The sequence below is a fragment of the Rhizobium sp. BE258 genome, assembly GCF_031457345.1.
Lineage (GTDB): Bacteria > Pseudomonadota > Alphaproteobacteria > Rhizobiales > Rhizobiaceae > Rhizobium.
In genome coordinates this window covers 241,837-265,857 of sequence record NZ_JAVDWL010000007.1, presented here as the reverse complement: position 1 = coordinate 265,857, position 24,021 = coordinate 241,837, and the positions used below count along the sequence as shown (strand labels likewise).

General features: G+C 61.3%; 22 protein-coding genes and 1 pseudogene. 9 read left to right on the top strand and 14 right to left on the bottom strand.

The window, feature by feature from the left end:
• Positions 1–4: 4 nt before the first annotated feature.
• A pseudogene (locus J2X43_RS23905) lies at positions 5–594 on the bottom strand (ubiquinol-cytochrome C chaperone family protein).
• A 191-nt stretch (positions 595–785) separates the two neighbouring features.
• Between J2X43_RS23905 and J2X43_RS23900 the strand changes: the two are divergent.
• Complete coding sequence (locus J2X43_RS23900; protein ID WP_112389600.1) at positions 786–1,310, top strand: outer membrane protein assembly factor BamE; 525 nt, start codon at positions 786–788, stop codon at positions 1,308–1,310.
• A gap of 78 nt (positions 1,311–1,388) precedes the next feature.
• Here J2X43_RS23900 and J2X43_RS23895 read toward each other — a convergent pair whose 3' ends face one another.
• The 3 genes from J2X43_RS23895 to ribH form a co-directional block, all read right to left on the bottom strand.
• Positions 1,389–3,530 (bottom strand): sodium-translocating pyrophosphatase, encoded by a 2,142-nt coding sequence (locus tag J2X43_RS23895; RefSeq protein ID WP_310298284.1) that lies wholly within the window; start codon positions 3,528–3,530, stop codon positions 1,389–1,391.
• A 201-nt stretch (positions 3,531–3,731) separates the two neighbouring features.
• On the bottom strand, positions 3,732–4,214 hold the full coding sequence (gene nusB, locus J2X43_RS23890; protein WP_112517016.1) for a transcription antitermination factor NusB: 483 nt from the start codon (positions 4,212–4,214) through the stop codon (positions 3,732–3,734).
• Positions 4,211–4,672 carry a 6,7-dimethyl-8-ribityllumazine synthase gene (gene ribH / locus J2X43_RS23885; RefSeq protein ID WP_310298280.1) on the bottom strand — a complete coding sequence of 154 codons (462 nt, stop codon included), beginning with the start codon at positions 4,670–4,672 and terminating at the stop codon, positions 4,211–4,213. Before ribH ends, nusB begins: the two co-directional genes overlap by 4 nt.
• Positions 4,673–5,006: 334 nt before the next feature.
• Here ribH and J2X43_RS23880 point away from each other — a divergent pair, with 334 nt between their 5' ends.
• From J2X43_RS23880 to J2X43_RS23870, 3 genes are all read left to right on the top strand, one after another.
• Positions 5,007–5,366 carry a hypothetical protein gene (locus tag J2X43_RS23880; RefSeq protein ID WP_112389596.1) on the top strand — a complete coding sequence of 120 codons (360 nt, stop codon included), beginning with the start codon at positions 5,007–5,009 and terminating at the stop codon, positions 5,364–5,366.
• A gap of 118 nt (positions 5,367–5,484) precedes the next feature.
• Positions 5,485–5,988, top strand: a complete 504-nt coding sequence (locus tag J2X43_RS23875) for a cupin domain-containing protein (protein WP_310298276.1) — start codon at positions 5,485–5,487, stop codon at positions 5,986–5,988.
• A gap of 19 nt (positions 5,989–6,007) precedes the next feature.
• Entirely contained in the window at positions 6,008–6,541 is a 534-nt protein-coding gene (locus J2X43_RS23870) for a GNAT family N-acetyltransferase (protein ID WP_112389594.1), read from the top strand.
• Here J2X43_RS23870 and J2X43_RS23865 read toward each other — a convergent pair.
• From J2X43_RS23865 to J2X43_RS23835, 7 genes are all read right to left on the bottom strand, one after another.
• A complete protein-coding gene (locus J2X43_RS23865; RefSeq protein ID WP_112517018.1) occupies positions 6,504–7,124 on the bottom strand; it encodes a riboflavin synthase in 621 nt (206 codons plus the stop codon). The two genes, J2X43_RS23870 and J2X43_RS23865, sit on opposite strands and share 38 nt — an antisense overlap.
• A complete protein-coding gene (gene ribD / locus J2X43_RS23860) occupies positions 7,124–8,407 on the bottom strand; it encodes a bifunctional diaminohydroxyphosphoribosylaminopyrimidine deaminase/5-amino-6-(5-phosphoribosylamino)uracil reductase RibD (RefSeq protein ID WP_310298272.1) in 1,284 nt (427 codons plus the stop codon). The genes J2X43_RS23865 and ribD overlap by 1 nt, the downstream gene beginning before the upstream one ends.
• A gap of 3 nt (positions 8,408–8,410) precedes the next feature.
• Positions 8,411–8,887, bottom strand: coding sequence for a transcriptional regulator NrdR (gene nrdR, locus J2X43_RS23855; RefSeq protein WP_112389591.1), 477 nt, complete (start codon positions 8,885–8,887; stop codon positions 8,411–8,413).
• 9 nt (positions 8,888–8,896) lie between these two features.
• Entirely contained in the window at positions 8,897–10,195 is a 1,299-nt protein-coding gene (glyA, locus tag J2X43_RS23850; RefSeq protein ID WP_112389590.1) for a serine hydroxymethyltransferase, read from the bottom strand.
• A 349-nt stretch (positions 10,196–10,544) separates the two neighbouring features.
• Positions 10,545–11,852: a murein L,D-transpeptidase gene (locus tag J2X43_RS23845; RefSeq protein ID WP_112389589.1), complete on the bottom strand. Its 1,308-nt coding sequence runs from the start codon at positions 11,850–11,852 to the stop codon at positions 10,545–10,547.
• A 457-nt stretch (positions 11,853–12,309) separates the two neighbouring features.
• Complete coding sequence (ldtR, locus tag J2X43_RS23840; RefSeq protein ID WP_112389587.1) at positions 12,310–12,825, bottom strand: transcriptional regulator LdtR; 516 nt, start codon at positions 12,823–12,825, stop codon at positions 12,310–12,312.
• A 130-nt stretch (positions 12,826–12,955) separates the two neighbouring features.
• A complete protein-coding gene (locus J2X43_RS23835) occupies positions 12,956–13,393 on the bottom strand; it encodes a DUF6163 family protein (protein ID WP_112389586.1) in 438 nt (145 codons plus the stop codon).
• A gap of 132 nt (positions 13,394–13,525) precedes the next feature.
• Here J2X43_RS23835 and hemB point away from each other — a divergent pair, with 132 nt between their 5' ends.
• The 3 genes from hemB (at position 13,526) to J2X43_RS23820 (ending at position 16,012) form a co-directional block, all read left to right on the top strand.
• Positions 13,526–14,539 (top strand): porphobilinogen synthase, encoded by a 1,014-nt coding sequence (hemB, locus tag J2X43_RS23830; RefSeq protein ID WP_310298263.1) that lies wholly within the window; start codon positions 13,526–13,528, stop codon positions 14,537–14,539.
• A gap of 70 nt (positions 14,540–14,609) precedes the next feature.
• On the top strand, positions 14,610–15,068 hold the full coding sequence (locus J2X43_RS23825; protein WP_112389585.1) for an RDD family protein: 459 nt from the start codon (positions 14,610–14,612) through the stop codon (positions 15,066–15,068).
• Positions 15,069–15,235: 167 nt separating this feature from the next.
• On the top strand, positions 15,236–16,012 hold the full coding sequence (locus J2X43_RS23820; protein WP_310298257.1) for an arginyltransferase: 777 nt from the start codon (positions 15,236–15,238) through the stop codon (positions 16,010–16,012).
• A gap of 121 nt (positions 16,013–16,133) precedes the next feature.
• Here the strand turns inward: J2X43_RS23820 and J2X43_RS23815 are convergent, their stop codons facing one another.
• Positions 16,134–16,589 carry an SRPBCC domain-containing protein gene (locus tag J2X43_RS23815; protein ID WP_310298252.1) on the bottom strand — a complete coding sequence of 152 codons (456 nt, stop codon included), beginning with the start codon at positions 16,587–16,589 and terminating at the stop codon, positions 16,134–16,136.
• 162 nt (positions 16,590–16,751) lie between these two features.
• Positions 16,752–19,010 carry a DNA topoisomerase IV subunit A gene (gene parC, locus J2X43_RS23810; protein ID WP_310298249.1) on the bottom strand — a complete coding sequence of 753 codons (2,259 nt, stop codon included), beginning with the start codon at positions 19,008–19,010 and terminating at the stop codon, positions 16,752–16,754.
• Between the two features lie 217 nt (positions 19,011–19,227).
• Between parC and J2X43_RS23805 the strand changes: the two genes are divergently transcribed.
• Positions 19,228–20,415: a hypothetical protein gene (locus tag J2X43_RS23805; protein ID WP_310298246.1), complete on the top strand. Its 1,188-nt coding sequence runs from the start codon at positions 19,228–19,230 to the stop codon at positions 20,413–20,415.
• A 138-nt stretch (positions 20,416–20,553) separates the two neighbouring features.
• Here the strand turns inward: J2X43_RS23805 and aspS are convergent, their stop codons facing one another.
• On the bottom strand, positions 20,554–22,344 hold the full coding sequence (aspS, locus tag J2X43_RS23800) for an aspartate--tRNA ligase (protein ID WP_310298243.1): 1,791 nt from the start codon (positions 22,342–22,344) through the stop codon (positions 20,554–20,556).
• Positions 22,345–22,586: 242 nt separating this feature from the next.
• Here aspS and J2X43_RS23795 point away from each other — a divergent pair, with 242 nt between their 5' ends.
• A complete protein-coding gene (locus J2X43_RS23795) occupies positions 22,587–23,978 on the top strand; it encodes a multicopper oxidase family protein (protein WP_310298240.1) in 1,392 nt (463 codons plus the stop codon).
• Positions 23,979–24,021: the final 43 nt, after the last annotated feature.

Here is a 24,021-nt window from a genome sequence, read left to right as displayed (position 1 = left end):
CTCCTCAGGCCGCTTCCGGCAGCGTTGCCGAACCGGTGGCGATCTGGTCTTCGGATTGTCCGGACAGAGCAGCTTCCGCCTTGAACATCCAGCCGCTCAGTGCGCTCATATCTGCCGGGGCTTCCGCCTTCGGGTGGATATTGCGAGACAATGCCGTGGCAAGCTCCTCGCTATTTCCTGCATCCATCGCCTTCGAATAGGCTTCGAGACGGCCATAGAACATGCCGGCGAGTTTTTTCATGCGCTTCGGCACGCTGTTGTCGCCGATACCGAGCTCGCGGATCGAATAGTCGATATCCTGAAAGAAGGCATCGACGATCTCCTGGGCGATCTCCTGACCGCTGGTTCCCGATGCCCGGGTGCGGCGGAAGAACAGGATCATCACCAGCGACAGCATCTCGAAACGGCCCATGACCGTGTCGGGCACATTCATCGTCTCATAGAATTCGGGCATACGGGCCGCAGCCGTCAGCGTCGAATACTGCCGTTCGACGATCGCCTGATTGTTGTTTTTCTTACGAAAGAGCCCGAAGATCATTGTTTTTTCCGGAAATGCCTCATTCTTCACGCGGAGTTGCGTGGGCCGTGTTGCATGAATTCGAAAGCTGGTTTACCGAAGCAGGCGCGAATTGCAATGCCGAAGGTGGCCACTTTCGGGACAGCGCCCTTTCAGGGCTGCGACGCGGCGAATTGGGAGAATTCGACCCCGGAAAGGCCACAAAGGTTTTGCATCAGCGGTGCTCAAGCATGGCCCAAAGCCGCCTACCGATACTCAAGGGGAGTAGATGTCGTTGAAGAAACGGTATTTCAAGTCTGACGTAAAGTTCTTCAGCAGCGCGGCCATTGCGATCATGATTGCTTCAGCGGGACTGACCGGCTGCCAGACCGGCACCGTGCTGAACGGCGGCTATGTCGTCGATGCGGAGTCGCTCAACCTCGTCCCCGAGGGCTCTAGCCGCGAGCAGGTCCTGCTTTCGCTCGGCACGCCTTCGACGACCGCGACCTTCGACAACGAAGTCTTCTATTATATCTCGCAGCGCCGCACGCGCTCCGTCGCCTTCCAGAAGCTGAAGGTGGTGGACCAGACGGTTCTCGCCATCTATTTCGACAAGGACGGCGTCGTGGCGCGGCGCGCCAACTACACGCTCCAGGACGGCAAGGTGTTCGACACGATCTCGCGCGTCACGCCGACCGGCGGCCGCGAACTCACCTTCCTGCAGCAGGTTCTCTCGGGCGGCGCAGGCAGCGCGGCAAAGAGCCTGTTCGGCACACCGGACGGCAATCCTCAGAACCCGGCAAGCATCAAGTAAGACTGAGATTGCAGGAACAATCAAGAAACCCGCCGGATCGCTCCGGCGGGTTTCTTCGTTTCAGGCTATCACCACTCCTTACATGCCTGCGAGGATCGCAAGCAGCAGAAGTGCGACAATATTGGTGATCTTGATCGCCGGGTTGACGGCCGGGCCAGCGGTGTCCTTGTAGGGGTCGCCGACGGTGTCGCCCGTGACAGATGCCTTATGGGCTTCAGAACCCTTCACGTGGCGGTTGCCGTCCTTGTCGACGAAGCCATCTTCGAAGGACTTCTTGGCATTGTCCCATGCGCCGCCGCCCGAGGTCATCGAGATGGCGACGAAGAGGCCGTTGATGATCACGCCGAGCAGCGAAGCGCCGAGCGCGGCAAAGGCCGAGGCCTTGGAGCCGGAGATCAGGAGAACGCCGAAGTAGACGACGATGGGCGCCAGAACCGGCAGCAGCGATGGGATGATCATCTCGCGGATTGCGGCCTTGGTCAGAAGGTCGACGGCGCGGCCGTAATCCGGCTTTTCAGTGCCCTGCATGATGCCCGGCTTTTCGCGGAACTGCTTGCGCACTTCCTCGACGATGGCGCCCGCCGCGCGGCCGACGGCCGTCATGGCGATACCGCCAAACAGATATGGGATCAGGCCGCCGAACAGCAGACCCGCGACAACGTAAGGGTTCGACAGATCGAAGGAGATCGTGCCGATGCCTGCGAAATACGGATACTGGTCGCCATGGGCGGCGAAGTATTGCAGATCGTTGGCATAGGCGGCGAACAGCACCAGCGCGCCGAGACCGGCAGAACCGATCGCGTAGCCCTTGGTGACGGCCTTCGTGGTGTTGCCGACGGCGTCGAGCGCGTCGGTCGATTTGCGCACTTCAGGCGGCAGATGCGCCATTTCGGCGATGCCACCGGCATTGTCGGTGACCGGACCGAAGGCATCGAGCGCGACGATCATGCCGGCAAGGCCGAGCATCGAAGTGACTGCGATACCGGTGCCGAACAGGCCGCCGAACTGGTAGGTCGCCAGGATACCGCCAACGATGACGATGGCGGGAAGCGCTGTCGATTCCAGCGAGACTGCGAGACCCTGGATGACGTTGGTGCCGTGACCGGTCACCGATGCCTGGGCGATCGAGACGACGGGGCGCTTGCCTGTGCCTGTGTAGTACTCGGTGATAACGACGATCAACGCCGTGACCACAAGACCGACAAGACCGCAGATGAAGAGGTTCGTGCCGGTGATCTCATGTCCGGCAACGGTGCCGAGCGAGCCCCAGCCGACTGTCAGCGATGTGGCAATACCGAGACCGACGATCGACAGCAGACCGGTGACGATCAGACCCTTGTAGAGAGCGCCCATGATCGAACCGTTCGAGCCGAGCTTGACGAAGAAGGTGCCGATGATCGAGGTGATGATGCAGACGCCGCAGATCGCCAGCGGATAGATCATCGCCGACTGCAGGATCGGCGCACCGGCAAAGAAGATCGCCGCCAGAACCATCGTCGCGACCACAGAGACCGCATAGGTCTCGAACAGGTCGGCCGCCATGCCTGCGCAGTCACCGACATTGTCGCCGACGTTATCGGCGATCGTGGCCGGGTTGCGCGGATCATCTTCCGGGATACCCGCTTCCACTTTACCGACGAGGTCGCCGCCGACGTCAGCACCCTTGGTGAAGATGCCGCCGCCCAGACGGGCGAAGATCGAGATCAACGATGCACCGAAGCCGAGCGACACAAGCGCATCGATGACCTCGCGCGATCCGGATTCATGACCGAGAATGCCTGTCAGGACGTAATAATAGATCGACACGCCGAGCAGCGCGAGACCGGCAACGAGCATACCCGTGATGGCGCCGGACTTGAAGGCGATATCGAGGCCAGCCGCGAGGCTGTGGGAGGCGGCCTGAGCCGTGCGCACGTTGGCGCGGACGGAAACGTGCATGCCGATGAAACCGGCAGCGCCTGAAAGCACGGCGCCGATCAGAAAGCCGATCGCGGCCGTCCCGGAGAGAAGCAGCCATGCTGCAATGAAAACAACGATACCGACGACCGAAATCGCCTTGTACTGACGCGTGAGATAGGCCTGTGCGCCTTCGCGGATATAGCCCGCGATTTCTTGCATGCGGCTATTACCCTGATCGGCGGCCAGCACCGAACGGGTCGTCCAGATGGCATAGACCACCGAGAGCAGACCGCATGCGATTACGCATAAAAGAATGTTCATTTCGCTCTTTCCTCCAAAAGTGCTGCCGGTGCACTTCTCCGCCCCGACCACGAACGCAGCCGAATCGTCTTCTCTCCTCAGAAACGCTCTAGCTTTGCGTGCGGAGATTGCTTGGTGGAAAACACGACGTCAAGACCGCAGAGGCTAAAACCCTTGCAGCACAACGGATTGAGAGATTTGGTCCGATAGAAGACGCGAAGTCTATTTCCGCGTGTCGCCGCGTACCTGCTTGGCGATGCGGTCGAGGACGGCGTTGACGAGCTTGGGCTCATCATCCTCGAAGAACGCCTGGGCGATCTCCATATACTCGGTGACGATGACGGCGACAGGCACGTCCTTGCGGTCGGTCAGCTCGAAAACACCGGCGCGCAGGATGGCACGTACCGTGCTGTCGAGGCGCGACAGCGCCCAGTCGTCCTGCAGGGCGGACGCGATCAGCGGGTCGAGGCGCAGCTGTTCACGCACGACGCCCGAGACGATGGAGCGGAACCACGACGGATCAGCCTTGAGATAGGTTTCGCCGTCGATTTCCTGGCCGAGGCGATGCGCCTCGTATTCGGCGACGATCTCCAGAACGCCGGTACCGCCGATATCCATCTGATAGAGCGCCTGAACGGCAGCAAGACGCGCAGCGCCCCGCTGGTTTGCCGCCTTTACCTGACGCTCCGGAGTTTCATTGCTCATTCAAGCCCACCCAGTTTCTTCTTCAGCTCGATCATCGTGAGAGCTGCACGGGCGGCAAAACCGCCCTTGTCCTTGTCGGAGCGGCGGACACGCGCCCAAGCCTGCTCGTCGTTTTCAACCGTCAGAATGCCGTTGCCGATGGCAAGCGACTCGCTGACGGCGAGATCCATCAATGCGCGCGACGACTCATTGGAAACGATATCGAAGTGATAGGTTTCGCCGCGAATGACCATGCCGAGGGCGACAAAGCCGTCATACAGCACGCCGCCATTATCTGCGCCGTCGAGCGACATGGCAATCGCCGCCGGAATTTCCAGCGCGCCGGGAACCGTCACCACGTCGAAGGTCGCGCCGGTTTCCTTCAGCGCGAAGCTCGCACCTTCGAGGAGTGCGTCAGCCATGTCGTCGTAGAAGCGTGCTTCAACGATCAAAATGTGGGGAGCATCGGCCCGCGCCATGTGTCACCTTCGGTTTTAGAGAACTCGCCATGCGGCAGGCCGCGGTCAAAACATGCCTTCGCGCGAATGGCAAGCAAATTCCGATCATGGCTGAAATGCAAAACCTGAAATCCTTGCAAGTGCATAGAACAAAGCCATGCTGCAGCGCATCAGCATGCGCTTTCCACCGCCCCGAATAAGGCATAAAAAAGGCAAGGAAGATGAAGAATAATTAACGCGATTTCAGTGACTTAGGCCATTGAAGCAACGGCTTTGGCGCCCCAATTCCTTTCTCGTAACGCCGACGATCCCCTGCACGACAGCCGACCGTCCGGGCAGATGAAAGGATACTACCATGAACCGCGTTGCCAAACTCGCCATCGTTTCCGCCCTCTCCTCCCTCGCCTTTGCCGGCGTCAGCCGTGCGGAAAGCCTTGGGATGAACTCCGCCCCCGGCATCGAGCAGACCCTGCGCTCGTTCCAAGGCAACTTCGCCGTCCAGCAATATCAGGACTGGCGCAACATCGACAGCATGGACCAGTTCGGCCCGCGCTCGGCCCCGATCCGCGATGCTCAGGAAGTCCACCAGATCCAGGCCTCGATCGACGCCAACAGGAGCCTTACCCGAAAGCTTGCTGATCAGGGCATCAGCGTCAACAACGTCATCAACGTCGAACAGGCGGCCGATGGCAGCCTGACGATCTTCACCGATTGACATCAACCACGACCAGGGAAAGGCGGCGTGCTGAGCGCCACCTTTCCCCCTATCTCTATTCCCGCTCTTGAAAACCACTGCCGAATGATGGTCTGTTGCCCGCCAAGGGAGACAAAACATGCCATCAGAAAAGACGACACCGGTCATCAACCCGGCCACCCTCGAACTCGATCATTGGACACAAGGCACGCTTTACGAAAGCACCGATATTTCCTTCGGCAAGCTTCTCGGCCTTTCCAATCTCGGCATCAGCTATAATGAAGTGCCGCCGGGCAAATCGGGTTGCCCCTTCCACAATCACCATGTCGAAGATGAGCTGTTCATCGTTCTCTCCGGAAGCGGCGAATACCGCTTCGGCGCCGAACGGCACGCGATCTCCAAAGGATCGGTTCTCGGCGCACCGGCCGGCGGCCCCGAGACGGCGCATCAGATCCTCAATACCGGGACCGAACCGCTGATCTACATGGGCGTCTCGACGATGTCGCCGACGGAGATCGTCGAATATCCCGACTCCGGGAAGTTCCTGGCCAAGACCCGCAAGGATGGCGGCTATCCGAGCTTCCGGGTCATCGGCCGCACCGATGAAAGTCTGGACTACTGGCATAACGAGCCTGGCGCATAAAAACAGAAAGCGATTTTCGATGTTGAATATTCCGACGATCGAGACGGAGCGCCTGATCCTGCGCCCGCACCGCAAGACCGATTTCGAAGCCTACGTCACCTTCTGGGCTGACGAGGACGTGGTGCGCCACATCACCGGCGTGCCGAGCACACGCGAACAGACCTGGGCGCGGCTGCTGCGCGCCACCGGCATGTGGCACCATATGGGCTTCGGCTTCCTGGCCATCGAGGAAAAGGAAAGCGGCCGCTTCGTCGGCGAATGCGGCTTTCTCGAAACCCGCCGCGAGATGACGCCGTCGATCGAGGGAACGCTGGAGACCGGCTGGGCGCTCTCGCCGAATTTCCATGGCCGCGGCTATGCGAGCGAAGCACTGCAGGCGATGATCGCCTGGGCCGAGCAGCGCTTTCCGGACATGGAAATGACCTGCATCATCTCGCCGGAAAACGCGCCGTCGATCCGCCTTGCGGGAAAGCTCGGCTTCCGCGAAGTGACGCGCACCGATTACAACGGTGAGATCATTCTGTTTTCGCGGACGGAAACTCTGCCAGCCTAGCGGCGTAGCGGGCCATGGTATCGACTTCGAAATTGACGAAGTCGCCCGCCTTGCGCTCGCCCCAGGTTGTCACCTCGAGCGTATGGCGGATCAACAGCACGTCGAAATCGGTGCCATCGACGGCATTGACGGTCAGCGACGTGCCGTCGAGGGCGATCGAACCCTTGGGAGCGACAAATTTCGCCAGATGTTCGGGTGCCCGCAGGCGGTAACGGGTGGCATCGCCTTCTGCCGTCACCGAGAGGATTTCGGCCTTGCCATCGACATGGCCGGAAACGATATGGCCGCCGAGTTCATCGCCGATTTTCAGCGAGCGCTCAAGATTGACCCGGCTGCCTTCTTTCCAGGTAGCGATCGTCGTTAGCCGCAGCGCCTCTTCCCAGGCCTCGACCTCGAACCAGCGGCCATTGCTGCCTTCGGCGGGCAATCCCGTGACTGTCAGGCAGACGCCGGAATGCGAGATCGACGCGCCCATGTCGATGGTCGCCGGATCGTAGCTGGTGGCGACGCGCAGCTTGACGCCCTCGTTCATCGCGGAAACGGATTCGATCCTGCCCATATCGGTAACAATGCCGGTGAACATCAAAGCTCTCTTTCGTATTCGTCCATTCGGTCGGGCCCGAATGCAAATGTGCCCCTCAGGGCGAAATCGGATGGCATATCGGTCTTCGTCACCGGCGATTCAATACCATCGGCGCCGATCGTTACATCGCCCTGATAGAGCTGGATGCGATCGATGAGACCGGCATCGAGGAAAAGCCTTGCCGTCCTCGCGCCACCCTCGATGATCAGCGAGGAGATGCCCCGGGAGGCCAGCGCCGGGAGAAGGACTTCCGGGTGGTAGGGGTTGCAGTAGAGGATTTCGACGCCGAGCGCTTCGAGGGCGGTGCGGCGGGAGTCCAATTCGCTAGTGTCGGTGGTTGGGTTACCCCCCTCTGCCCTGCCGGGCATCTCCCCCACAGGTGGGGAGATTGGCTGGGGGCCACCGCTCGTTCCAGTTTCGCTTGTTTGGGGAGATGCAATCCGCGAGTCGATCTCCCCCCTTGAGGGGGAGATGCCCGGCAGGGCAGAGGGGGGTGATCCCTCGACATCCGCCATATCCGATAGCTCTTCCCGCGCCACCACGATCACCGGCACATCCCGCGCCGTCAGCGCCAGCTTACCGGTCACCGGCAGCGACAGCATCGGATCCAGCACGATGCGCACCGGCGAGCGGCTCTCCTGCCCGGCGATCCGCACCGTCAGTTCCGGATCATCGGCAATCGCCGTGCCGATGCCGATCAATATTGCATCCGACTCCGCCCTGAGCTTCTGCACCTCGGCGCGCGCTAGCGGCCCGGTGATCGCGACCTGCCCCGCGCCCCGGCGGCCGATCATGCCGTCGGCGGAAACCGCAAGCTTGAGAGTCACATAGGGCCGCTTCTTCGTCTGGCGTGTGAGATAGGCGGCGAGCGAGCGCCTGCCCTCCTCCTCCAGAACGCCGGTATCCACGGTGATGCCTGCATCATCGAGCATGGCGATGCCGCGGCCGGACACGCGCTCGTCGGGATCGGTGACGCTGATCACCACGCGGGAGACGCCCGCCGCAATCAGCGAATTAGCGCAAGGCGGTGTCTTGCCGAAATGCGAGCAGGGTTCGAGCGTCACATAGGCGGTGGCGCCCTCGGCGCGGCTGCCTGCCTCGGCCAGCGCCTGCGGCTCGGCATGCGGGCGGCCGCCTATAGCCGTGGTGCCGCGGCCAACGATCGCGCCATCCTTGACAACGACGCAGCCGACCGACGGGTTGGTCGCGGTCTGGCCAAGATGCAAAAGGCCGAGGCGGATCGCCTCGGCCATATAGCGTTCGTCATCTGTCGAAGTGCTCATCGCTCAGCTGTCCAGCGTATCGCGGCCGATCTTGGCGTTGATCTCCGAGATGACCTTTTCGAAATCCTCAGCATGCGAGAAATCGCGGTAGACGGATGCATAGCGCACGAAGCCGACGTCATCGAGGCTCTTCAGCGCTTCCAGCACCTGCAGGCCGATGGCCTCGGAGCTGATTTCCACTTCGCCCGAACTTTCGAGACGGCGGACGATTCCGGAGACGGCCCGCTCGATCCGGTCGCGATCGACCGGGCGCTTGCGCAGCGCGATCTCGAAGGAGCGGACCAGCTTGTCGCGGTCGAAAGGCACCTTGCGGCCGGTCTTCTTGACGACCATCAGTTCGCGCAGCTGCACGCGCTCGAAGGTCGTGAAGCGGCCGCCGCAATCGGGACAGATACGCCTGCGGCGGATGGACGTATTGTCCTCCGCCGGGCGTGAATCCTTGACCTGTGTGTCTTCCGATCCGCAGAATGGGCAGCGCATGCGCTATCCTTAGCCGATGTAATCGTACATTGGGAAGCGGTTGGTGAGGTTCATCACCTTGTCCCGCACGGCGGCTTCGACACCGGCATTGCCTTCGTCGGAATTGGCGGCTTTCAGGCCGTCGAGAACCTCGACGATCAGCTTGCCGATTTCCTTGAATTCCGCTTCCTTGAAGCCGCGGGTCGTACCGGCAGGCGCGCCGAGACGGACGCCCGAGGTGACGAAGGGCTTTTCAGGGTCGAACGGTATGCCGTTCTTGTTGCAGGTGATGAAGGCGCGGCCGAGCGCCTGTTCGGCGCGTTTGCCCGTCGCGTTCTTCTTGCGAAGGTCGACCAGCATCAGGTGGTTGTCGGTACCGCCGGAAACGACGTCAAGGCCACCGGCGATGAGCGTCTCGGCAAGCGCCTTGGCGTTCTTGACGATCTGCGCCGCGTAATCCTTGAACTCGGGCTGAAGCGCTTCGCCGAAGGCAACGGCCTTGGCAGCGATGATGTGCATCAGCGGACCGCCCTGGAGACCCGGGAAGACGGCCGAATTGAACTTCTTCGCCAGATCCTCGTCATTGGTGAGGATCACGCCGCCGCGCGGGCCGCGCAGCGACTTGTGGGTCGTGGTCGTGGCAACGTGGCAATGCGGGAACGGCGACGGATGCTGGCCACCGGCAACGAGACCGGCGATGTGGGCCATGTCGACCATCAGATAGGCACCGACGCTGTCGGCGATCTCGCGGAAACGCTTCCAGTCCCAGATGCGGGAGTAAGCGGTGCCGCCGGCGATGATCAGCTTCGGCTTGGTTTCCTCGGCCTTGCGGGCGACTTCGTCCATGTCGAGCAGGTTGTCGCCTTCGCGCACGCCGTAGGACACGACGTTGAACCACTTGCCGGACATGTTGACAGGCGAACCATGCGTCAGGTGGCCGCCGGAATTGAGGTCGAGACCCATGAAGGTGTCGCCCGGCTGCAGCAGCGCCAGGAAGACGGCCTGGTTCATCTGCGAACCGGAGTTCGGCTGAACGTTGGCGAAGTTGACGCCGAAGAGCTTCTTGGCGCGTTCGATCGCCAGTTCTTCGGCAATATCGACGAACTGGCAGCCACCGTAGTAACGCTTGCCCGGATAACCTTCGGCGTACTTGTTGGTCATGATCGAGCCCTGGGCTTCCAGAACCGCACGGGAAACGATGTTTTCCGAGGCGATGAGTTCGATCTCATGGCGCTGGCGGCCGAGCTCCTTGCCGATCGCGCCGAAGATCTCAGGATCGGTATCGGCGAGCGAACGATTGAAGAAGGTCTGTGTGGAAGCATTGGTCATGGCGGGCTCCTCAACTTGAATGGCCGCAGCTTTAGCCTTCCGTTTGCGCCAGAGCAATACGAAGAACGACATTTGCTGGGCAATCTACGCGCGGTGCCAAGGTCTTGGTGTACCGGGAGGGCGCGCCCTCCTCTTTGGCCCTCATTCCTGTGCCTGTCACAGGAATCCAGCCACGGCGCGTCCGCGCCGTGAATGAAACTTCTTAGCTTAAAAGAAGGGTCTTCCGCGCCCAAGGACTTGGGCGCACTGGATCCCTGTGAAAAGCACAGGGATGAGGGAAGCAGGGTGTAGCCTCAAACGAAAAAGCCGCGCACCAGGCGCGGCTTTCTCAAACTCTATAACACAACCCTTACTGAACCGGCTGTTCCGTCGTTGCCGTCGTATCCAGCGCCAGTTCGGCGTTGCCGTCCATCTGGTAGATGTCGTCGCGGAACTGGACGACGCCGTCGGGCATGCCCCAGGCGGAGATGTAGACGAAGTAGACCGGGACTTCTTCAGAGAGCTTGATCGGCGTGTTGACGCGGCTGGCGATGACCTGCTCCATCTGCTGGCGCGGCCAGCCGGGGGTTTCACCGAGCAGCCAGGTCGTCAGGTCGCGGACGTTCTGAACGCGCACGCAGCCGGAGGATTCGAAGCGCATCAGCTTGTTGAACAGGCCCTGCTGCGGCGTGTCGTGCATGTACTCGCCGTTCTTGTTGTAGAAGTTGATCTTCGTCGAGGCCATGGCGTTGATCTTGCCCGGGTCCTGACGGAACATCAGGTTCGGGGCCTTCTCGGCGTTCCAGTCGATGGTTTCAGGGGCGACTTCGGTGCCCTTGCCGTCGATCAGGCGAATGTTGTTGCGCGTCAGATAGGTCGGGTCCTTGCGCATCAGCGGCACGATGTCCTTTTCGACGATCGAGCGCGGCGCGGTCCAGTAAGGATTGAGGATGACTTCGTAGATCTTCGAATTGACGAGGTGCGTCGGGCGGCTCAGGCGGCCGACGATCGCGTTGTGGCGGGTGGCGACGGCGCCATCCTGGACGGCTTCGACGTAAGCTGCCGGAATATTGACCATGACGTGACGGCGGCCGAGCTCTTCCGGGAAGGTCTGCAGGCGGATCAGGTTGGTGTTCAGCTGCTGCAGACGCACATCGACCGGGATGTTCATCGCCTTCAGCGTGAACTCGCCGATGACGCCATCGGACGGCAGGCCGTGGCGGGCCTGGAAGCGCTTGACGGCGCCATCGACATAAGAATCGAACGAGGACGACATGCCGGCTTCCTGCGGAAGGTCACCGGTGGCGAAGAGACGCTGGCGCAGCGCCTGGACCGACTGATCGGTGACGCCGAGCTGCAGGCGCTGGTCGGCAGGCGGATTGACCGTCGGCCAGCCGCCGGCAGATGCGATCTGCTGGTACTGGGCGATCGCCTGCTGCATGCTGGAAACGGATTGGGGACCGAGGATAGGGGTATTGGAAACAATGGCGTTGGCGGTGCGCGATGCGGCCTTGGCATCGAACTGATCGTCCCAGTCGCCGCGGCGCGGCGCGTTGATCAGCGCGTCGACGGCCGTCTGCGCCAATGCCGGGGCGGCCAGGGCGCTGACGCCGAACGTGGCCGCGGAGGCCAGAAATGCGCGGCGCGAGAGAGCTTCAATTCCGTTTTTCTTCGACATAGTCCCAACCAATGAATGCCGCAGGCTTGAGAGGAAACCGCGGGCTTTGCGAGTCACTGCGCGATAACGCAGACCACTATCATTCCGTTCTCCGGCGCATCACAAAATTTCCGCCACCGGGTATCACAAGATTGCGAGCCGGAAACGCGAAGGCGTGAAATGCTGTCTGAGGGCGCCGTCTACCGTCTTTCCGCTGCCATACCAATATGGCCAATTCGTGTCGCCTGCCCATTCGAAGACCTACCGGCGGTAGGTTCAAGACAGGTGAACGGCACGGACCAAACCATATCAATGCGTAAACGGTGCTGGTTAATAACGGCTAAAAAACGGCCCGAATACAGGCGATTACGCTTGGGTGGGATGCGTTGCAAAGATGACACGCTGACGTGGAACGAGCAAAACCGGACGCGCAGGGAACGCATCCGGTTTTCTTCGACCTTGGAGGAGGTCTTAAGCCTTAGAGGCGGTACATAATGCTGTCGTTCCAGAAGCGGTCGAGGCGCTGCAGGAGCTTGTTCATCTGGGTGAATTCGTCGGTGCCGATGCCGCCGACCTTGTCGATCGAGGTGATGTGGCGCTCGTAGAGCTTGGCGACCGTCTCGGCGATCTCGGTGCCGGTTTCCGTCAGGCTGATGCGGACGGAGCGGCGGTCGATGCGCGAGCGCTGGTGGTTGATGAAGCCGAGGTCGACGAGCTTCTTGACGTTGTAGGAAACGTTGGAGCCCAGGTAGTAACCGCGCGAGCGCAGCTCGCCGGCGGTCAGTTCCGAGTTGCCGATGTTGAAGAGCAGGAGCGCTTGGATGGCGTTGACGTCGCTGCGGCCCTGACGGTCGAACTCGTCCTTGATGACATCCAGAAGACGGCGGTGAAGACGTTCAACAAGATGAAGGGATTCCATGTAAAGATCACGGATGTCCTGGTCCTGCTGGTCACGGAAGTTCGATACCGCCTGCGGCTTGATTTTCGTGTTCATGATGACTGCCTCACTGTTTGTTTGGCGGTGTTGGTTTTCTTCCCGCCTTGAGACAGACCCTATCGAATACAAATAAAATTCTACTTAAACTGCAGGCTTAACAGCACCTTACCGGAAACCTCCCGTTGTATCAGGGTAAATCAACGCTTACCTGACGGCGCTGCCTGCGCTTCTCGAACCACAATGCGATACGGAAAGCCAGGTACATCAGCGCCACCAAACCATGTGTCAAAACAATGAGTTTGTTGGAGCCGAAGATCTCCGGCAGGACGCCGTGCATCAGCACCTGCAGGCCTGCGGCGAGCACCCAGACGACCGGTCCCCAGGACACCGTCAGCCACAGGCCGAGCGAGGCAACGGGGAAGACGACGGCCAGCGTCGTGGCGCAAACCTTCCAGGGCAGGCTGAGCAGATCGAAGCGGCCGGCGCCAACAAGCGAGTAGCCGACCAGCATTCCCCAGTATTGCAAGCCGAACCAGAAGCAGGTGATCGCCACCAGCCTCAGGAAGAGGATGAACATCAGGTCGGTCAGCGTGCGTTTCGGCAGGGCCGGAGAATCATTTTCCATGGGGCGGACTTTATGTTTGCCTTCTGCACTTCGCCAGACGGGATCAGGCGGCGCGGCCAATCGTCCGGTTTGGATTTCGAAGATGGCATGATAATGAGCGCGCCAGCAAATGGAATGGCCAGGGACAAGACAATGCAGGACAAGACCCACCTCGTCGACGACATTACCGGACACCGCCGCATGCGCCGCAACCGCAAGGCCGACTGGACGCGCCGGCTGGTGCAGGAAAACCGGCTGACGGTGGACGATCTGATCTGGCCGGTCTTCGTCGTGCCCGGCAACGGCATCGTCGAGCCGATCCCGGCCATGCCCGGCGTCAACAGGATGAGCGTCGACAGGCTGGTGGAAGCCGCGAAGGAAGCGGCCGATCTCGGCGTTCCCGCGATCGCCACTTTCCCGAATATCGAGATGGAGCTGCGCGACGCCACCGGCTCGAACAGCCTCGAGGTCAACAACCTTATCAACCAGGCGACGATCGCGCTGAAGAAGCATGTGCCCACTATCGGCGTGATCACCGATGTGGCGCTCGATCCGTTCACCAGCCACGGCCATGACGGCATTCTGCGCGACGGCGAGATCGTCAACGACGAGACGGTCGATCAGGTGGCGCGTGCGGCTGTAATGCAGGCCGATGCCGGTTCCGACATCATCTCGCCCTCCGAAATGATGGACGGACGCATCGGCGCCATCCGCTACGCGCTGGATGCGGCCGGCCACCAGAATGTCGGCATCATGAGCTATGCGACGAAATTCGCCTCCGCCTTCTATGGCCCCTACCGCGAGGCGATCTCGACCGGCGGCCTGCTGAAAGGCGACAAGAAGACCTATTATATCGACCCCGCCAACGGCACCGAGGCGATCCGCGATGCCGCACTCGACGTCGAGGAAGGCGCCGACATGCTGATGGTCAAGCCCGGCCTGCCCTATCTCGACATCTGCTGGCGGATGAAGGAAACCTTCGGCCTGCCGACCTTCGCCTATCAGGTGTCGGGCGAATATTCGCAGATCAAGGCGGCGGCGGCGAACGGCTGGATCGATGGCGACCGGGCGATGATGGAGACGCTGCTCGCCTTCAAGCGCGCCGGTTGCGACGGGATCCTGACCTATTTCGCGATCGAGGTCGCGCGCAAGCTCGCCAAAGGCTGAAAATCGCGCATCATTGCATCTCCAGCCGCCGACACCATATCAGTGGCATCGTTTTTCAAAGGAGACCTCGATGAGCCTGAACCCCAATCCCGTCTACGCCGCACCGGACGACTGGCGCGCCTATAGCGGGACGCTCAGCCGGCGGGTCTTTGCGTTCATCCTGGATTACATCATCGTGCTGCTGCTGTGCATTCCGGCAGCGGTCGTGCTGTTCTTCCTGTCGATCGTGACGCTCGGCCTCGGCTTCTTCCTCTATCCGGCGCTCTTCGTGCTGGTGGCGGGCATCTATTTCGGCCTGACGGTCGGCGGCCCGGCGCAGGCCTCGCTCGGCATGCGGGCGATGGGCATCCAGATGATGCGCGTCGACGGACGTCCGCTCGATTTCTTGACGGCGATCGTTCACCTGGCGCTGTTCTGGATCCTGAACTCGGTGCTGACGCCGCTGATTCTTCTGGTCGGTCTTTTCACCGAGCGCAGCCGGATGATCCACGACTTCCTGGTCGGCACCGTGACGGTGCGCACCAACTGATTACAGAAATAAAGTCCCCGGCTGGCCTTTGCGTGCCAGTTCGGGGCGCCATATCAAATATCTACGACAAAATGATAGCGCGGAGAAACCGGCCGCGCTGTTGACGTTTTTTATTCTTAAGTCATGCTGTCAAGATTGACGGTCACCGAAGGAACCATCCGCGTCAGATGAATACGCAGACCACGCCATCCCCTCAGTTTTATCTGACGGCACCGGCTGCATGCCCGTATCTGCCGCAGGAGATGGAGCGCAAGGTCTTTACGCATCTGGTCGGCCCGCGTGCGGCCGAGATGAACGACATCCTGACGCAAGGCGGTTTCCGCCGCTCCCAGAACATCGCCTACCGCCCGGCCTGCGAAGCCTGTCGCGCCTGCGTCTCCGTGCGCATCCTGGCGCAAGAATTCCAGCCGACGAAATCGATGACGCGGGTGATGGGCAATAACAGCGATCTGATCGCCACCGAATTCCCGGCGCAGCCGTCCAGCGAGCAATATTCGCTGTTCCGCCGCTATCTCGACTATCGCCACCAGCAAGGTGGCATGTCTGACATGACCGTGCTCGACTATGCGATCATGGTGGAAGACACCCACGTCAACACCCGGATCATCGAATACCGCAAGCGGGAGGAAGGCTCCGGCCTAGAGACCAGGCCGCGCGGCGAGCTGATCGCCGCAGCACTGACGGATACGATGAGCGACGGCCTGTCGATGGTCTATTCCTATTTCAACCCCGACTACGACCGCCGCTCGCTCGGCACCTACATGATCCTCGACCATGTGAAGCGCACCAAGGCGCTCGGCCTCCCCCATGTCTACCTCGGTTACTGGGTCCAGGGATCGCGGAAGATGGACTACAAGACCCGCTTCCAGCCGCAGGAGCATCTGACGCCGCGCGGGTGGGAGCGTTTCGATCCATCGGTGCTTGCTGAAGGTGGCACGGATTAAGACACTCCCGATCGCCTATGCGGTCACAGAGCATTAATCGCGGGCGCGAGGCCTTCACATTGGAGGCAGCGCGGATTTGCATGGAAAAATACAAAACCGCGCTTAAGCGTTTGGACGACAGCTAGCTCGCTAGCCGGTCGATCTGATCGACCTCGCGTTCCAGACCTTCCATCACATGCGCCCAGCCCTGACGGGTCTTTTCTTCGTGGGCTGCCCATTCCGAGCACATTTCATGCGTCAGCGTCAGGCGGCAGCCGCTGCCCAGCTGTTCGAAATCGATCTGGACGCGGTCGGTGCAATGGTCGTGTTCTTCGACGGAGAAGCTGAAAACCATGCGTTTCGGGCGGTGCAGTTCCAGGAAGATGCCGCTGTGGCAGGCATCGCCGGTCGGGCGGCGGTCGACGACGAGGAAGCGGCCGCCGACATGGGCGTCGATTTCGGCGCGGATGACATGGCCGTCATCGGTGGCAAACAGGAAGCGCCTGGCGATCGCCGGGTTGAGCCAGGAATCATAGACCACCGAAGGCGGCGCTCTATAGGTATGCGTAACGGTGAGTTTGATCTTCTCTGCGGACATCGATTTTCCTCCGTGTAATAGGCCCAATGCACGCCGCAGATTTCCCTGCGGGGCCATTCCGTCCGCCTTCGGAATGGAGCCGTTCCCAGTTTTTTGGTGACAGGACTGAGATAGAGGAGGCAAACCGCTCGCCAAGAGCGGCTCGCCAAAATGTTACCGGTGTCAGCCGGCGAATTTGCCGCTACGCGGAAAACCCTTCGGGACGGTGCGTCCGGCCGTGGCGCGGTCGGCCAGCCATTCGGCAAGCTCGTCCTTGTTCTTGTTGAACATGCGGCCTGCACTGTCTTCCCAGGAGAGGCCCGTATCGATCGCGAAGCAGCGGACATCGGAGATGCCGCCATCCTTGTAGCGCTGCAGGCGAACGCCCTTGCCGCGGCCCATTTCGGGGACCTGCGCCAGCGGGAAGACCAGCAGCTTGCGGTTTTCGCCGACGACGGCCACGTGGTCGCCGCTGACCGGAACCAGGAGCTTGGTCTCGTCCGGCATCGAGACGTTCATGATCTGCTTGCCCTTGCGGGTATTGGCAGCCATTTCGGCTTCCGCGACGACGAAACCGTTGCCGGCCGTCGAGACGATCAGCTGTTTGCGGGCGAGATCGTGGACGAAGGCAGTCAGCACGTCCTGGTCGTTGTCCATGTCGATCATGATGCGCAGCGGTTCGCCATGGCCGCGGCCGCCCGGCAGCTTGTCGCCGCCCAGCGTGAAGGCCTTGCCGCCGGTGGTGACGATCAGGATCTTGTCCGTCGTCTGCGCCGGGAATGCGACCTTCAGCGCATCGCCTTCCTTGAAGGTCAGCGAGGCGGTATCCGAAATATGGCCCTTCAGAGCGCGGATCCAGCCCTTTTCGGAGACGACGACGGTGATCGGTTCCTTCTCGATCATCGCCTGCTGGATGGCGTCTTCATCGGCCTCAGGCGCATCGGCGAACTGGGTGCGGCGGCGGCCGAGCTCGGTCGCCTTGGCGAATTTCTTCTTCACCTCGCCGATTTCCCAGGCAACCGTCTGCCACTGTTTCTCGTCGGAGGCGAGCAGCGCTTCGATGCCGGCCTTCTCGGCGGTCAGTTCGTCGAACTCCTTGCGGATCTCGAATTCCTCGAGCTTGCGCAGCGAGCGCAGCCGCATGTTGAGGATCGCTTCGACCTGATTATCCGTCAGATCCCAGCGGGCGATCATCACCGGCTTCGGCTCGTCTTCCTCGCGGATGATGCGGATGACTTCGTCGATATTCAGGTAGGCGATCAACAGACCGCCGAGGATTTCGATACGCCGTTCGATGGCGGCAAGGCGGAAGCGCGAGCGCCGCTGCAGCACGTCGCGGCGGTGATCGAGCCACTCCTTGAGCACTTCGTTCAGCGCCATGACGCGCGGAACGCGGCCCATCGACAGAACGTTCATGTTCAGCGGGAAGCGGCTTTCGAGCTCCGTCAGCTTGAACATCGATTCCATCAGGATCGTCGGATCGACCGTGCGGTTCTTCGGCACCAGGACGACGCGCACGTCTTCGGCGGACTCATCGCGGATATCTTCGAGAAGCGGCAGCTTGCGGGCGATCAAGAGCTCGGCGATCTTCTCGATCAGGCGCGATTTCTGCACCTGGAACGGGATTTCGGTGACGACGATCTGATAACCGCCGCGGCCGAGATCCTCGGTCTCCCACTTGGCGCGGGTGCGGAAGCCACCGCGGCCGGTCTTGTAGGCCTCGATGATGCTGGCGCGGCTATCGATGATGATGCCGCCGGTCGGGAAATCGGGGCCGGGAATGAAGGATTCGACGAGCGTCTCGACCGTGGCATCCGGATGCTTGATCAGATGTAGTGCTGCGTCGCAGAGCTCATGGGCGTTGTGCGAGGGAATGGACGTCGCCATGCCGACGGCGATACCGGAAGAGCCGTTGGCGAGCAGGTTCGGGAAGGAACCCGGCAAAACCGTCGGCTCCTCGTCTTCCTCGTTATAGGTGAGGCGAAAGTCAACGGCGTCCTGCTCGATACCGTCGAGCAGCAGCGCGGTGACCTCGGTCATGCGGGCTTCGGTGTAACGATAAGCAGCCGCATTGTCGCCGTCGATATTGCCGAAGTTCCCCTGCCCGTCCACCAGCGGATAGCGCTGCGAGAAGTCCTGCGCCAGGCGCACTAGCGCGTCGTAGACCGACTGGTCGCCATGCGGGTGAAACTTACCGATGACGTCACCAACGATACGGGCGCATTTCTTGAAGGCGGCGTTGGGGCGGATGCCCATCTCGCTCATCGCGTGGATGATGCGCCGGTGCACCGGCTTCAGGCCGTCGCGCACATCAGGAAGAGCACGGTGCATGATGGTCGACAGCGCATAGGCCAAGTAACGCTCTTCGAGCGCGGCCTTGAGGTCAACCGGAAGAATGCTGTCGTCGTCCCCGCCGGAAGGCGGCAAAATCTCTTGTCCCATAGGCCTTGCCTAGCCTAGAAGGCTCTCCACGGCAAGGAATCGGGGGGCTTGCGCCTGTGGATGACGTGCCAGAATGACATCATGTGGCCATCAAGCATCGCCACGTCATTTGGACTTCGTTTGCTTTGCGTATCAACTAAAATTTAGAGTTCGCACAAATATAACGCGCCTCGACCCCGCAATAGACTAGCCCCAACCGCCACCAGAGGATTTCGTCATGACATTTTACCGGACCACCCGGCTTATGCTTTCCGGCGCGGCACTCCTGTCGCTCACCTCAAACGCGTTCGCGCTCGACGGGCAGGATCTGCTGAAAAAGCTGAACGCTGCCTATATCGCGCAGGGCGGCACGATCGTTGCCGATGGCGTCGATGTCAACGACACGACGGTGACGCTGAAGAATGCCGGCTTCAAGCCTGCCGCCGGCGAAGCCCTGAAGATCGGCGACATCACGCTGACGGGCGTCGAAGAAGACGAGGATGGCGGCTACTATATCGAGGAAGCCACCTTCCCCGACATCAACGTCACCGAAGACGGCGCGACGGTCAGCGCCAGCGATATGAAGCTCGGCGGCATTTCGATCCCAGCCGATGCGACGGGCGACGGCATCGATTCCATGCTGCTCTATGAAACGGCGCATACCGGCCCGTTCAAGGTCACCAAGGACGGCAAGGACGTGTTCTCGCTGGCCGAGACCGACATGAACCTGACGGTTCGCGAAGACGATTCCGGCTTCGACTTCGACGGCGCCTTCAAGAGCATGAAGGCCGATCTCAGCAACGCTCCGGACCCGCAGTCGAAGGAAGCGATCGAGAAGCTCGCGCTCGAGCATGTCAATGGCGACATCACCATGAAGGGCGCCTGGGATCTGGCTCCCGGCACGATCGACATTTCCGAATTCGCCTTCGACGTCACCAATGTCGGCCGCCTGAACCTCGCCTTCAAGATTTCAGGCTACACGCCCGCCTTCATGAAGTCGCTGCAGGAAGCCGCCAAGGCCTCCGAAGCCAACCCGAACAAGGAAGAAGCCCAGCAGGCTCTCGGCCTTGCCATGCTTGGCCTGCTGCAGCAGCTGTCCTTCAACAGCGCCGAAATCCGCTTCGACGACGCCTCGATCACCAAGCGTGCGCTCGACTATGCCGGTTCCAAGCAGAACATGACCGGCAAGCAGATGGGCGACGCGCTGAAGGCCATGGCACCGCTCGCCGTTGCGCAGCTCAACGTTCCCGAACTGCAGAACGCCATCTCGGCTGCCGTGAACACCTATCTCGACGACCCGAAAAGCTTCGTCGTCAGCGCAGCACCGGCCCAGGCCGTGCCGTTCCCGACGATCATGGGTGCTGCTATGGGCGCTCCGAACACGCTGCCGAACGTTCTCGGTGTGAAGATCAACGCGAACCAGTAAGATCAGGCATATCCGACCTGCATTCTCATGACCCGGCCGTTCAGCGGCCGGGTTTTTCTTTGCCGCCGCAACCCCCAAAAGAAAGAGCCGCCTTCGCGTGACGAAGGCGGCTCTTTGAAATGAGTGAAGGAGCTAGGCTCAGTCCTTCTTCGGCTGCGGCATGACACGCAGTGACAGCTCCATCAGCTGCTTCGGCGTTGCCGGCGACGGCGCGTTCATCAGCAGATCCTGGGCCTGCTGGTTCATCGGGAACAGCGTGATTTCGCGCAGGTTCTTGGCGCCGAGCAGCAGCATGACGATACGGTCGATGCCGAATGCGCAGCCGCCATGCGGAGGCGCGCCGTACTGGAAGGCGCGGTACATGCCGCCGAAGCGTTCTTCGACATCCGTCTGGCTGAGGCCGACCAGTTCGAAGGCCTTGACCATGGCCTCCGGCGACTGGTTACGGATTGAGCCCGAAGCGATTTCGAAGCCGTTGCAGACGGCGTCATACTGGTAGGCCTTGAGCGACAGCGGCTCCTTGGTCTGCAGCGCCTCGAGACCGCCCTGCGGCATCGAGAAGGGGTTGTGTGCGAAGTCAACCTTCTTGTCTTCCTCGCTCCACTCGTAGAACGGGAAGTCGATGATCCAGCACAGCTCGAAGCGGTCGCGATCGACGAGGTTCAGGTCTTCGCCGGCCTTGGTGCGGGCTTCGCCTGCGAATTTGTAGAACTTGGATGGTTCGCCGGCGACGAAGAAGGCGGCGTCGCCTGCTTCAAGACCGAGCTGAACGCGGAGCGCCTCGGTGCGCTCTTCCCCGATGTTCTTGGCGAGCGGGCCGGAGCCGCCGACCTTGCCGTCCTCTTCCTTCCAGAAGATGTAGCCGAGGCCCGGCTGTCCCAACGACTGCGCCCAGGCATTCATGCGGTCGCAGAATGCGCGCGAGCCACCGGTCTTGGCCGGAATTGCCCAGACTTCGACCTTCGGGTTTGCGGCGATCATGCCGGCGAAAACCTTGAAGCCGGAGCCGTCGAAATGTTCGGTGACCGCCTGCATCTCGATCGGGTTGCGCAGGTCCGGCTTGTCGGAGCCGTATTTGCGGATCGCGACGTCGTAGGGGATACGCGGCCATTCCTTGGTGACCGGCTTGCCTTCTGCGAACTGCTCGAACACGTTGGTGACGATCGGAGCCATCGTATCCCAGACGTCTTCCTGGGTGACGAAGCTCATTTCGACGTCGAGCTGGTAGAATTCGCCCGGCAGACGGTCGGCACGCGGATCTTCATCGCGGAAGCACGGCGCGATCTGGAAGTAGCGGTCGAAACCGGCAACCATCAAGAGCTGCTTGTACTGCTGCGGCGCCTGCGGCAGGGCGAAGAACTGGCCGGGATGGATACGGCTCGGAACGAGGAAGTCGCGCGCGCCTTCCGGCGAGGATGCCGTCAGGATCGGCGTCGTGTATTCGCCGAAGCCGGCCGATGCCATGCGGTTGCGGATATCCGAGATGATCTGCGTGCGCTTGACGATGTTCTTGTGCAGCGTGTCGCGGCGCAGGTCGAGGAAGCGGTACTTGAGGCGAACGTCTTCGGGATAGTCGGGCTCGCCGAACACCGGGAGCGGCAATTCCTTGGCAACCGCCAGGACTTCGATCTCCTGGGCGTAGAGTTCGATCTCGCCAGTTGCCATGGTCTTGTTGACGGTGTCTTGCGTACGGGCCTTCACGAGACCATCGATGCGGATGACCCACTCGCCACGCACGACTTCGGCGGTCTTGAAGGCCGGGCTATCCGGATCGGCGACGACCTGGGTGATGCCGTAATGGTCGCGAAGGTCGATGAAGAGTACGCCGCCATGGTCACGAACGCGGTGAACCCAGCCGGAAATCCGGACGGTCGAGCCGACGTCCGACTTGCGGAGGGCGGCACAGGTGTGGCTGCGGTAGCGATGCATAATCTCTATTCCCGGTATCTGCTGAGACGGCTGCAAGGGCAAATTCCACCCTCAAGCGCCGACAAGAAAATCGGGCGGAAAAGCGCATGGACGGTCTGATTTGTCAAGGCTTGGCGGACATTCGCGCCGGTTAGATGCCGGTTTATTGCGGCGGCGGCTGCGGCAGTTTGGCTGGCACTTGCTTATTGATGAAACCACCAGTCAACTTTAAAGATGGCGCATCCCTGCCGCCGGAGCGTTCCATGCCTCTCCTCACCCGCCGTAACCTTCTGAAAGCTTCCGCAGTCGTAGGCGCCTATGGCGTCGGGATCGGGGTCGCCGGCAAATTCGGTTTTGCCGAGGCAGCGCCCGAGCCGCAGGTGCTGAAGGCAGTGAAGACGCAGGCGGCGCTGACGGAGTTCGGGCCGACAAAGGACATCATGACCTGGGGCGACCAGGGCATGCCGCCGGTGCTGCGCATGGCACGCGGCAAACCCTATGCGGCGAAGCTGACGAACACGCTCGACGAGCCGACGACGATCCACTGGCACGGTCTGCGGATCGACAACCGGATGGACGGCGTGCCGTTCATGACGCAGCCCTATGTCTATACGAACGACAGCTTCGACTATAACTTCACACCGCCGGATGCCGGGACCTTCTGGTATCACCCGCATTGCAACACGCTGACCCAGATGGGCCACGGCATGACCGGCGTCATCGTCGTCGAGGATCCGGCCGATCCGGTCTTCGACGCCGAAGTGGTGCTCAATCTGCGCGACTGGCGGCTCGGCGGCGACGGGCAGTTCATTGCGCCGTTCCGGCCGCGCGATGCGGCGAAGACCGGCACCTACGGCACGGTCCGCACCGCCAACTGGCACCAGGAGCCGCAATATGATGCGCCCTCAGGCGGTCTCGTGCGCCTGCGCATCGCCGTAACCGACGTCACCCGCATCTATTCGCTGAAGATGGAGGGCGCCGAGGCGACCGTCATCGCCATCGACGGCAACCCGGTGCCGAAGCGCTTTCCGCTCGAACTGCTGCAGATCGGCCCCGGCCAGCGTCTGGATCTCGCGGTTCGCATGCCCGATAGCGAAGGCGGGATCGCGACGCTCGAGGATATTCGCGGCACGAACCCGAAGACGCTTGCGAGCCTGCGCGCCACGGGGCAATCGCTGAAGCGGAATGCCGGCGATCTTGGGGCGCTTGCTGCCAATCCCGTGCCTAATGCCGATCTCTCGTCCGCCGAGAAGATCCCGCTGCTGCTTAGCGCCACGGCAGAAAATGCGCCTGTCGACAGTATCTGCGGAACGCTCGGCTACAGTTTTTGGGCGATCAACAAGGTTCCGTGGCCCGGCGACACGCCGGATCCGACGGCGCCGCTGGCTGAGCTCAAGCTGGGCAAGAGCTACATTTTCCAGCTCGAGAACGTCACCCCTCACCTGCACCCGATCCATCTGCACGGCATGAGCTTCAAGGTGATTTCGTCTTCGACGCGGGAGGTGATGCCCGTCGTCTCCGACACCTATCTGATCCAGCCCGACGAGAAGGTGCAGCTCGCCTTCGTCGCCGACAATCCGGGCGACTGGCTGCTCCACTGCCATATCATCGAGCATCAGAAGACGGGCATGACGAGCTACGTCAGGGTCGTTTGAGGTGATTGCGCAATGAACGCTTAGATTGTATAAATGTGCGTGA